Origin of the sequence: Pseudomonas sp. NFACC43 (assembly GCF_900119645.1) — a bacterium.
Taxonomy (GTDB): domain Bacteria; phylum Pseudomonadota; class Gammaproteobacteria; order Pseudomonadales; family Pseudomonadaceae; genus Aquipseudomonas.
Window position 1 is genome coordinate 1 of record NZ_FPKK01000031.1, and the last position, 12,886, is coordinate 12,886.

2 protein-coding genes are annotated in these 12,886 nt (G+C 67.3%); both read left to right on the plus strand.

Translation table 11 applies throughout. The annotated features are described in order from the left end of the window. On the plus strand, window positions 1-7,228 hold a 7,228-nt coding region (locus BT179_RS26130), incomplete at its 5' end, for a non-ribosomal peptide synthetase (RefSeq protein WP_143148739.1). After that, window positions 7,225-12,886 (plus strand): non-ribosomal peptide synthetase (locus BT179_RS26135; RefSeq protein WP_143148740.1); only part of this gene is annotated, 5,662 nt, incomplete at its 3' end. The genes BT179_RS26130 and BT179_RS26135, both read left to right, overlap by 4 nt.

The window sequence follows — 12,886 nt, forward strand, 5'->3', positions numbered from 1 at the left end:
CCTGGCCGGTGACATTCCCATCGGCAAGCCGATCGGCAACACCCAGGTCTACGTGCTCGACGACCAACGTCGCCCCGTGCCCATCGGCGTCGCCGGCGAGCTGTACATCGGCGGCGATGGCCTGGCCCTGGGTTACCTGAACCAGCCGCAGTTGAGCGAACAGCGCTTCGTGCCCCATCCCTTCGACCCGACGCCGGGCGCGCGGTTGTACCGCACCGGCGACCTGGCCCGCTGGCGCGTCGACGGCGTGTTGCTGTTCCTGGGGCGCAACGACTTCCAGGTCAAGATCCGCGGTTTCCGGATCGAGCTGGGGGAGATCGAGGCGCAGCTCAAGGCCTTGCCATCCGTGACCGAAGCGGTGGTGCTGGCCGACGCCCAGCAGCGCCTGCTGGCCTACTTCACCGCCACCAGCGCCCAGGACCCCAGCGAACTGCGCGCCCGGTTGGCCGCGGTGCTCCCGGACTACATGCTGCCCGCCGCGTTCGTCCAGGTGGACGCCTTCAGCCTCACCGCCAACGGCAAGCTGGACCGCCGCACCTTGCCCGAGCCGGGAGAAGCTCACTTCGCCCTGCACCGCTACGACGCGCCGCAGGGACCGGTGGAAACCCGCCTGGCCGAACTCTGGGCCCAGATCCTGGGCGTACCGCGTGTCGGTCGCCAGGACAATTTCTTTGCCCTGGGCGGTCACTCCCTGCTGGCCGTTCAGATGGTGGAGCAACTGCGCGCCGAAGGCTGGAGCCTCGACGTCGGGACCCTGTTCAACGCGACCAACCTTCTCAACCTGGCGGCGACGCTGGAACACTCAGTCCAGGACCCGGAACCTGCGGCGACGCTCTCACTCGACCTGACCCAGGCGCAGATCGACCACATCGTCACCACGGTGGAAGGCGGTCTGGCCAACGTACAAGACATCTATCCCCTGGCACCGCTGCAGGAAGGCCTGCTGTTCCACCACCTGTTGCAGCCCAGGGACGATGCCTACCTGCTGCGCGCGACCCTGGCCTTCGACAGCCAGGCACGCCTGCAACGGTTCATCGACGCCTTCGACCAAGTCATCGCTCGTCATGACGTGTTGCGCAGCGCCGTGCTCTGGGAAGGCCTGGATACACCGGTGCAAGTGGTCTGGCGCGTCGCCCGCTTGCCCGTGGTCCTGCTCGACGAGGGCCGAGCCTTTGCTGAGGAGCACCTGGACATTCGCCGTGCCCCCCTGGCGCAAGCCTTCGTACGCTTCGACGCCGCCGACCAGCGCTGGCACCTGCAACTGGTTCACCATCACCTGTCCATCGACCACGCCACCCTGGGCCTGCTGTTCGCCGAAGTCCGGGCGCTGATGCTCGATCCCCGGCATCCGCTGCCCCCCGCCATCGCGTTTCGCCAATTCGTGGCCCAGGCGCGCCAGCCCCGACGCCAGGCGGATGCAGAGGCCTATTTCCAACGCTTGCTCGGTGATCTCGACGAGCCGACCCTGCCCTATGGGCTGAATGATATCCAGGGTTCGGGACGCGACAATCGCGAGGCCCAGTGCCAGCTCGATCCGGCATTATCCGTGCGCCTGCGGCATCTGGCCAAGGCCCAGGCAGTGGGCGTCGCCAGCCTGTTCCACCTGGCCTGGGCAATGCTGGTGGGCAAGACCAGCGGCCGCGACGACGTCGTGTTCGGCACGGTGCTGTTCGGACGCTTCAACGCCGAACAGCACGTCGGCCGCGCCTTGGGCATGTTCATCAACACCTTGCCGCTGCGTATTGACCTCGACCTACCATTGCAGACGGCATTGCGCCAAGTCCATGGGCGGCTGGTGGAACTACTGGCCCATGAACATGCGCCCCTGGCCCTGGCCCAACGCTGCAGTGCCTTGCCCGCCCATGCGCCGCTGTTCTCGGCACTGCTGAACTTTCGTCACAGTCAGGGCCAACGCTCGACGCGCCCGGAATTCGACCTGCCCGGCATCCAGGTGATGGGCAGCGAGGAGCGCAGCAACTACCCGTTCTGCCTGTCGGTGGACGACCTGGGTGATGAATTTGCCCTGAGCGCACAGATCCATCGCTCGGTCTGCGCCGAAACCGTCCTGGCCCATATGGTCCAGGCCCTTCACGTGGTGGCGCAGACCCTGGAGACAGCGCCGACCACCGGTGCCTGCACCCTGGACAGCCTGCCCGTGGCGCAACGGCAACAGTTGCTGGAAGGGTTCAACCAGACTCGACACGCACATCCGCGCGACACCCTGCTGCACCAGCCGTTCGAGCGCCAGGCCGCCTTGTGGCCCGATGCCGTGGCCGCCCATATCGAAACCGCGTCAGCCGGCACGACCACGCTCACCTATGGCCAGCTCAATCGCCAGGCCAACCGGTTGGCCCACGCCCTGCTGGCGACCGGGTTGCGACCCGACGACCGGGTGGCGATCTGCCTGGAGCGTGGTCCGCACATGCTGGTGGCGTTACTGGCCACCCTGAAGGCCGGCGCTGCCTACGTCCCCCTGGACCCGACCTATCCGCCGGCACGCCTGCGGCACATGCTGGAAGACAGCGCCCCGCGCCTGGTGCTCAGCAGTGACGCATTGCGCACGCGCCTACCGGCCACCACCGCAATCGAGCGATGGGACCTGGACACACCGCAGCTACAGGCTCGGCTGGACGCCCAGCCCATCGACAATCCCGATGCCGCGGACCTGAACGCCGCGCACCTGGCCTATGTGATCTATACGTCAGGCTCCACCGGTATGCCCAAGGGCGTGATGATCGAGCACCGCAACGCCTGCAACCTGCTGCACTGGGCGCTGCGCAGTTTCGACGTCGATGAGTTGCACCACAGCCTGTTCGCCACCTCGATCAATTTCGACCTGGCGGTGTTCGAGTGCTTCGTGCCCCTGGCCGCCGGCGCCACCTTGCATCTGGTGGACAATGCCTTGGCCCTGGTGGAGCGCCCCCATACGGTATCGCTGATCAACAGCGTGCCCTCGGCCGTGGAGGAACTGGTGAGGATCGGCGCCATCGCGCCGACCACCCGAGTCGTCAACCTGGCCGGCGAGCCCCTCAAGGCACGGCTGGTGGAGCAACTGTTTGCACAGGGCACCACGGACCGGGTCTGCAATCTCTATGGCCCGACGGAAACCACCACCTACTCCACCTGGCTGTCGATGAGCCGTGAGCAGGGCTACCTGCCCGGTATCGGTCAACCCCTGGACAACACGCGCATCTACCTGCTCGATCGGCATCGCCAACCAGTGCCTCTGGGTGTGGCCGGGGAAATCCATATCGGCGGGGCCGGCGTGGCCCGTGGCTACCTGAACCGGGCCGAACTCACCGCCGAGCGGTTCTTGCCGGACCCTTTCGTCAGCGATCCCGAAGCGCGCATGTACCGCACCGGCGATCTGGGCCGCTGGCGTGCCGACGGACACCTGGAGTACCTGGGCCGTAACGACTTCCAGGTCAAGGTGCGGGGCTTTCGCATCGAACTGGGAGAGATCGAAGCGCAACTGCTGGGCATGCCGGGCCTGCGCGAAGCGGTGGTCCTGGCCCAACCCGGGCCTGGCGGGGATCCGCGGCTGGTGGCCTACCTGGTCGCCCAGGATCCCGCCGCGCCGGTCCCGGACCTGGCGCAGGTGCGGGCCTACCTGGAAAACCGCTTGCCGGACTACATGTTGCCCAGCGCCTGCATCGCGCTACCCCAGTTGCCCCTGACGCCCAACGGCAAGCTCGACCGGCAGGCACTGCCCCTGCCCGTGACGCTGCCCGCCGACCGGGACAAGTCCCCTCCGCGCAGCGACACCGAACGTCGGCTTGCGGCGATCTGGGCCCAGGTGCTCGACCAGCCGGACATCGGTCGCGAGGATGATTTTTTCAGCCTGGGCGGACACTCCCTGCTGGCCGTGCAACTGCTCGAACAACTGCGCCGCAACGGCTGGAACCTGGATATCCGCAGTGTCTTCGAGCGATCGACCCTCGCGGCCCTGGCGCAACGCCTGGACACCCTGGGTACCGAGGCCGCGCCCGTGGAAAGCGTCAGTTGCATCCCTACCCCCTGCTCGCGGATCACCCCGCCGATGCTCGACCTCGTCGAACTGGCCCAGGCGCAGATCGACAGGATCGCGGCACAGGTTCCCGGCGGTGCCGGCAACATCCAGGATATCTATCCGCTGGGCCCTCTGCAGGAAGGCATGCTTTACCACCATCGGGCCCAGAGTGCCGGGGACAACTACCTGTTGCGCAGCCTGCTGGCGTTCACCGACGAAGCGTGCCTGCAACGTTTCTGCGCTGCGCTGGAACAGGTCATCGCCCGGCATGATGCCTTGCGCACCCTGGTGCTCTGGGAGGATTTGCAGGAGCCGCTGCAAGTGGTGCTGCGCCAGGTGGCCTTCAAGCCAGTGCGCCTGGCATTCGAGGGCGACGTCGCCGCGCAACTGCACGCCAGTGCCGACCCTCGCCATTACCGCCTCGACCTGCGCCAGGCGCCATTGATCGAAGCACGGGTAGCGTTCGACGCCGTCCACGACCGCTGGCTGCTGTTGCTTGTGCATCACCATGTGGTGGTCGATCACACTTCCCTGGAACTGATGATCGAGGAAATCGCACTGATCGAAGGCGGCCGGCAGGCGCAGCTGTCGCGCCCCGTCAGCGCTCGCGGGCTGGTGGCCCATGCGCGTCGACCGCAGGTTGTCAGTGCGGCACAGGCGTTCTTCAGCGAGCATTTGGGGGACCTGGACGAACCCACCCTGCCGTTCGCCATCGACGTGCAGGCCGATCCCCGCTGGCGCGCCCTGGAACACCAACAGCCGATGGAGCCTGGGCTGGCGCACCGCCTGCGCCAGCAAGCCAGTGCCCATGGCGTGAGTGCCGCCAGCGTCTGCCACCTGGCCTGGGCGCTGGTGTTGAGCCGCCTGAGCGGGCGCGATGACGTGGTGTTCGGCACCGTGCTGTTCGGCCGCCTGCAAGCCGGAGCCCATGCCGACCGGGCCCTGGGACTGTTCATCAACACCCTGCCTTTGCGGGTGCGCCTGGATGGCGGTGTGGGCATCGTGCTCGAAGGCGTGCAGCAGGCCTTGAACGGGTTGCTCAGCCACGAGCAGACCCCACTCGCACTGGCCCAGCGCTGCAGCGCGGTACCCGCCGGCACCGCGCTGTTCAGTGCGATGTTCAACTACCGCTACAGCCATGCCGACCAGGCGAACGTCCGCCAGGCCATGCCGGGCATGAGCCTGTTGCACAGCGAAGAACGCACTCACTATCCCTTCAACCTCGCGGTGGACGACCTGGGCGAAGGCTTTCAACTGACCGCCCAGACCCACCCGGCGTACGCGCCTGCGCGCCTGGTCGGGTTCATGCTGCAAACCCTGGACGCCCTTGTCGAGGCACTGGAACAGGCCGACGACACCCCCGTCCAGCAGTTGCGCGTGCTGCCCGACGACGAAGAAGCGCGGCTGGATCGCTTCAACCGGCCAGTGGCCCTGCCGTCGTCCGGCGCGACCTTGCAGCAGCGCTTCGCCGAACAGGCTGCGCGCACCCCCGATGCCTTGGCCGTCATCGACGAACACCAGGCATTGAGCTTCCGCCAGCTCAACGAACAGGCCAACCGGTTGGCTCATCACTTGCGCAACCTGGGTGTGCAGAGCGGCCAGCTCGTCGCCGTGTGCCTGGAGCGCGAGGTGCAGTTGGCGATTGCCCTGCTGGCGGTGTGGAAAGCCGGTTGCGCCTATGTGCCGCTGGATCCTGACTACCCGGCGCCCCGGCTGGCCTACATGCTCAACGACAGCGCACCGGCGGCCCTGCTCACCCAGGAACGGGTGCGTCCTCGTTTACCGACCTTTACGGGTGGACCACTGCTCAGCCTTGACGCGCCCGAATCCCTGGCCTGGACCCAGGCCAGCGCGGACGACCCGGACGCTATCGCCCTGGGCCAGCAGCCCACGGACCTGGCCTACCTGATCTACACCTCTGGCTCCACCGGACAGCCCAAGGGTGTGATGGTCGAGCACCACTCGGTGCTCAACCTCTGGGCCGGGCTGCGTCAACGCCTGGACGACCTGCCGCCGGGCACCCGTTGCTCGCTCAATGCCTCGGTCGCCTTCGATGCCTCGGTACAACAGCTTTGCCAATGGCTCAGCGGCCACTGCCTGGTGCTGATTCCCAAACGGGTGCGCCTGGATGCCAGCGCCCTGCTGGACTACCTGCACAGCCGCCAGGTCACGCTGTTCGATTGCACCCCGACCCAGTTGCAGGTCTTGCTCAAGCATCGGCAGGCGGCGCAGACACGACAACCGTTGCCACGGCGCATCCTGCTCGGCGGCGAGGCGGTGCCCAGCGAACTCTGGACGCAACTGGCCGCTGAAGCCGAGGTTCGGGTGCTCAACGTCTATGGGCCCACCGAGTGCACCGTCGACACCACCAGTGCCTGGCTCGACAGCCATTCGACGCCGAGCCTCGGCCAACCGCTGCCCAACACCCAGGTGCATGTCCTCGATCGACATGGCCGGCGCGTGCCGGTGGGAGTGGCCGGGGAAATACACATCGGTGGCCATGGGGTCGCCCGTGGTTATTGGCAGCGCGCGGCCCTGACCGACGAACGATTCCTCAGCGATCCGTTCACTGCCCAGGCCGGTGGGCGGCTCTACCGCACCGGCGACCTCGGGCGCTGGGAAGAGGATGGCAGCCTCAGCTACCTGGGGCGCACGGATTTCCAGGTCAAGATCCACGGCCACCGCATCGAGCTGGGTGAAATCGAAAGCCAGTTGCTGGCCTTGCCCGGTGTGCAGCAAGCCGTGGTGGTGGGGCGCAACGACCGCCACGGCGTGACACGGCTGGTCGCCTACCTGCAGGGCACGGCGCCACCGACGCCGAGCCAGGCCCGGGCCGCCCTGGCCGAACGCCTGCCCGACTACATGCTGCCCGGCCTGTACGTGCGCCTGGACAGCCTGCCGCTGACCGCCAACGGCAAGCTCGACCGCAACGCCCTGCCGGAACCCGACGCCCAGGCTTACGTGCAGACCCTCTACGAAGCCCCGCAAGGCGAACTGGAGATCACCCTGGCGGCGCTCTGGTGCGAGTTGCTGAATGTCGAACGGGTCAGCCGGCACGACAATTTCTTCGCCCTGGGCGGCCATTCGCTGATCGCCATGACTCTGGTGGAGCGCATGCGACAGCACAACCTGCGGGTCGACATCAGCCAACTCTTCACCACCCCGACCCTCGCCGGTCTGGCCATGGCCACCACCCCTTTGAAGGAACTGCTCCTGTGACCACGGAACAATTGCTGGCCCTGCTCAAACAACGTGGCGTAACCCTGTCCTTGCGCGGCGATCAATTATCGGTAGTGGCCGATGACCAGGTATTGGCCGACCAGGCACTGATCGCCTTGTTGCGCAGCCATAAACCGGCCCTGATCGAAGCCCTGCGCAACCCCGCCGCCCAGGCCGGCAGCAGTAGCGGCCTGCCGCCAGGCACCGACGACATCACCCCGGCGATGCTCGATCTCTGCCAGTTGGACGAAGCACAGATCGCCAGTATCGTCGCCAGCGTGCCGGGCGGCTGCGCCAATATCCAGGACATCTATCCTCTGGTGCCGTTGCAGGCGGGCATCCTCTTTCATCACCTGCTCCAGCAGCACGGCGATACCTATCTGCTGCATGTGCTGCTGGCCTTCGACGATGAGCCCTGCCTGCGACGTTTCATGGATGCCCTCAACCAGGCCATCGCCCGCCACGACATCCTGCGCACGGCACTGGCCTGGGAAGGCCTTGACGAGCCGGTGCAGGTAGTCTGGCGCCAGGCGCCCCTGGCGCTGGAAGTCCTCCATCCGAGCCAGGTCGACGTCGAGGCCGCTCTGCGTGCCCATGCCGACCCGCGTCATCAGCGCCTGGACCTGCGCCAGGCGCCCCTGATGCGCGCCGTGGCCGCCGAGGATCCGGGAACCGGACGCTGGCTGCTGCAATTGCTGCATCACCACGCGGTAATGGACCATACCTCGCTGGAACGCCTGGTGGGAGAAGTCGCCGCGATCCAGCAAGGCCGTCTGGCGGATCTGCAGCCGCCGCAGCCGTTCCGGGATTTCGTGTTGCGCGCACGCCAGGGCCTGGGCGAAGCGCAGCACGAGGCATTCTTCACCGAGCTGCTGGGGGACATCGACGAACCCACCGCGCCCTGCGGCCTTTTGGACGTACGCGGCGATGGCAACCAGGTACAGACCCTGGAGACCGCACTCACCCTCGACCTGAGCCGGCGGATCCGTGAGCGTGCGCGTGTCCTGGGGGTCAGCAGCGCCAGCCTGTTCCATCTTGCCTGGGCATTGGTCCTGGGCAAGACCAGCGGCCGCGACGACGTGGTCTTCGGCACCGTGATGTTCGGTCGCCTGCTGGGTGCCGGCGAAGCGACCAGTGCCATGGGCCTGTTCATCAATACCCTGCCCCTGCGGGTACGCCTGGCCGTCTCAGTGGAACAGGCATTGCGCGACACCCACACGCTGCTCAGCCGGCTGATCGCCCACGAGCACGCCCCCCTGGGCCTGGCCCAGCGTTGCAGCGCCTTGCCCAGCGGCACCGCGCTGTTCTCGGCGTTGCTCAACTATCGCCACAGTGCGGCCCCCGGGCATGCACCCCAGGTCGATGGCATGCAGGTGCTGGGCGGTGAGGAGCGCACCAACTACCCCTTCAACCTGTCGGTGGACGACCTGGGGGAAGGCTTTTCGCTGAGCCTGCAAATCGATCACCAGGTGGGCGCCGAACCGGTACTGGGCTGGCTGCGCACCGCGTTGGAGAACCTGCTCGACGCCCTGGAACAGCGTCCCCTGACCCTGGCTTGCCAGCTTTCGGTATTGCCCGCCGCCGAACAGGAGCGGGTCCTGCGCACGTTCAACGCCACCACCCGCCCGCATAACGGCCCGGCTCTGCTGCACCTGGCCGTGGAGCGGCAGGCCCAACGGCAACCCCAGGCCATCGCCGCCCGTTTCGACGCCGCCAACGGTGCCAGCCCCCTGACCTATGAGGCGCTCAATACCCAGGCCAATCGGCTGGCGCACCTGCTGCTGCAGGCCGGTGTCGAGCCGGACAGCCGAGTGGCGATCTGCCTGGAGCGTGGCCCCCAGCTGCTGATCGCCCTGCTCGGCATTCTCAAGGCCGGTGCCGCCTATGTGCCGCTGGACCCGGCCTACCCGCGGGAACGCCTGCTGCACATGCTCGCCGACAGCACGCCTCGTGCGCTGCTGACACTCGGCACGCTGCAATCGAGCGTCCCGGCGCCCGCCGGTTGCGAAGTGCTTTGCCTGGACGCGGCCCCTGTCAAGGCGCGCCTGGCCGAACAACCCGTCCATGACCCGGATCCCGCCAGCCTTGGCCTGACCAGCGCTCACCTGGCCTATGTCATCTATACCTCGGGATCCACCGGTACGCCCAAGGGCGTGATGATCGAGCACCGCAACGCTTGCAACCTGCTGCACTGGGCGCTGCATGCGTTCGATACCGCCAGCCTGCGGGACAGCCTCTTCGCCACCTCGATCAATTTCGACCTGGCGGTGTTCGAATATTTCGTGCCCCTGGCCGCCGGCGCCACCTTGCACGTGGCCACCAACGCCTTGGCCTTGCTCGACCGCCCCGTGCCGGTCACGCTGATCAACAGCGTGCCTTCGGCCCTTGATGCGCTGGTCAATGCCCAGGCGATCCCAGGGTCAACACAGGTGGTCAACCTGGCCGGCGAGCCCCTCAAGCAAAGCCTGGTGGAGCAGGTGTTCGCCCACAGCGCAGTGCAACGCCTGTGCAACCTGTACGGCCCTTCGGAGACCACCACCTACTCGACGTGGGTGTCGATGAGTCGTGAGCAGGGTTTCGTCCCCGGTATCGGACGACCGCTGGACAATACCCAGGTCTACATTCTCGATGCGCACCGCCAGTTGGTGCCCCAGGGCGTGGTGGGCGAACTCTATATCGGGGGTGCCGGCGTTGCCCGGGGCTACCTGAACCGACCCGAGCTGACCCAGGAGCGCTTCGTCGACGACCCGTTCGCGCTCCAGGCGGGGGCCCGGATGTACCGCACCGGCGACCTGGGTCGCTGGACTGCCGACGGTCAGCTTCTCTACCTGGGGCGCAACGATTTCCAGATCAAGGTGCGTGGCTACCGCATCGAGCTGGGAGAAATCGAAGCCGCCCTGGCCCGGGTGCCCGGTGTGTTGCATGCCGTCGTGATCGCCCGCGAAGACGCCAGCGGCGATCCGCGCCTGGTGGCGTACTGGGTGGGGCAGGCGGACAGCCCGGTATCCGAGGCCCAGTTACGCGAGGCCCTGCACGCCTGTCTGCCTGAGTACATGCAGCCTGGGGCCTACGTGGCCTTGCCGACCCTGCCCCTGACCCCCAACGGCAAGCTGGACCGCGGCGCGCTGCCGGCGCCGGAGCAGACGGAAAGCGATCATTTCGAAGCGCCCCAAGGGCCGCTGGAGACTCAACTGGCGTCGATCTGGAGTCGCCTGCTGGGACGCCCACGGGTAGGCCGTGAGGACCATTTCTTCCAATCCGGCGGCCATTCGCTGCTGGCGGTGCAACTGATTTCCCAACTGCGCCAGCAACTGCGCATCGAACTGCCCCTGGCCTGCGTGTTCGATCACCCGACCCTGGCGCGGCAGGCCCGTGCCATCGAATCCCTGGGAGCGTCCGGGTTGTCCGGGGCGGCGCCTGTTCCGGCGGCGATGCGCCCGGCGCGGCTACCGTTGTCCTTCGCCCAGCAGCGCCTGTGGTTCATCGCCCACCTCGATGCCCAGGCCAGCGCGGCCTACCACATGGCCGGCGGACTGCGCCTGCGGGGAGCGCTTGACCCAGCGGCGTTGCAGGCCGCCCTGTCGCGAATCGTCGAGCGGCATGAAGCCTTGCGCACCCGGTTCGTTTCCGAGGGCGCGCAACCGTTCCAGATCATCGACCCGCCGCAGGCCTTCGCCATGCCCGTCGACGACCTGCGCGGCCAGCCCCCGGCGGTCTTCCAGGCCCACTGCACCGCCGAGGCCCAGGCACCGTTCGACCTGGCGCGCGGTCCGCTGATCCGTGCGCGCCTGTTGCGCCTGGAGGAGCAGGAGCACGTCTTGCTGGTCACGCTGCACCACATCGTCGGCGATGCCTGGTCGTTATCGGTCATCACCCGGGAACTGACTGAACTGTACCGGGCCTTTGTCCACGGCCAGGCCGACCGCCTGCCGCCACTGGCCATCCAGTACGCCGACTATGCCCTGTGGCAGCGCTCTGCGCGCCAGGCGCAACGGATCGCCGAACAACTGGCCTACTGGCGCACCCAGCTCGAAGACGCACCGCCGCTGTTGAACCTCGCCCTGGACCGCCCTCGCCCGGCGCACCAGGATTTCACCGGTGCCAGCCTGGAGGTGGGCATCGACGCCCACCTGGTCCAGTCGCTCAAGCACGTGGCCGAACGACATGGCTGCACCCTGTTCATGACGCTCCTGGCCGCGTGGTCGGTGGTGCTGGCGCGCCTGTCGGGGCAGGACGACCTGGTCATCGGTTCGGTCCTGGCGAACCGGACCCGGGCGGAGGTCGAGCCGCTGGTCGGCTTTTTCGTCAACACCCAGGCGTTGCGGGTGCGGCTCGGTGAGGTCGATGCGTTCAGCCAACTGCTGGCCCAGGTGCGGCGTACCGCCCTGGATGCGCAGGCCCATCAGGAAGTTGCCTTCGAGCAATTGGTCGAGGCATTGAATCCCTCGCGCTCATTGGCCCACAGTCCGATCTTCCAGGTCATGTTCGCCTGGCAGAACGCCCCGCAGCCCAGCCTGGAGCTGGACTCGCTGGAGCTGACGCCGTTATCCACCCATGAAGACAGCGCCAAGTTCGACCTGACCCTGGACCTGCACGAGCGTGACGGCCGGATTGCCGGTCGGTTCATCTACGCCACCGCGCTGTTCGAGGCCGACACCGTGCAACGTCACTGGCAGGCCTTGCACACCACCCTGCAAGCATTGGTCGCCGATGACCGACAACCGCTCGAGGCCGTGTCCATTCTCGGCCCGGCCGAGCGCGAACACGTGCTGCACACCTTCAATGCCACCACCCGTGACTACCCTCGCGATGAGTCGCTGCCTCGCCTGTTCGAGGCGCAGGTCAAGCGGCGGCCCGAGGCGACGGCGATCCAGACCGGCGAGCAGTCCCTGAGCTATCGCCAGCTCGATGAGCGCGCCGGCCGACTGGCCGGTTGGCTGGCCGAACACGGCGTGGTGCCGGGCGCCCGGGTTGCCCTGTGCCTTGCCCGTGGCCCACGGTTGATCGTGGCGATCCTGGCGATCCTGAAAAACGGCGCGGCCTATGTGCCCATCGACACGGCCACGCCCTCGGAGCGGCGCCGCAATCTGCTGCACGATTGCGGCAGCGCCTGGTTGCTGGTGGACGAACCGCACTCGATCCCCGCGGACCCAGCCGTCCAATCCCTTGCCTTGGCGACCTGGGAAGACACCCTGGTCAGCGCCGCGGCGCCCGGCCCGGATGTACCGCGGCCCGCCGACGCGACGGCCTGCGTCATGTACACCTCCGGTTCGACCGGCATGCCCAAGGGGGTGCAGGTGCCCCACCGCGCCATCACCCGCCTGGTGCGCAACAACGGTTTCGCCGATTTCAACGCCCAGGATCGCATCGCCCTGGCCGCCAACCCGGCCTTCGACGCCAGCACCCTGGAAATCTGGGGCGCATTGCTCAACGGCGGCTGTCTGGTGGTCTGTCCTCGCGACACCCTGCTGGATGCGGCCCGGTTCAATGAACATCTGCTGCGCCATGAAGTCAGCGTCCTCTGGCTCACCGCCGGGCTGTTCCATCAGTTCGCCGAACCTCTGGCCCCGGCCTTCGCGGCCCTGCGCTACCTGATGGTGGGCGGCGATGTGCTCGATCCCCGGCGCATCGCCCAGGTGTTGCGCCACTCGCCGCCCC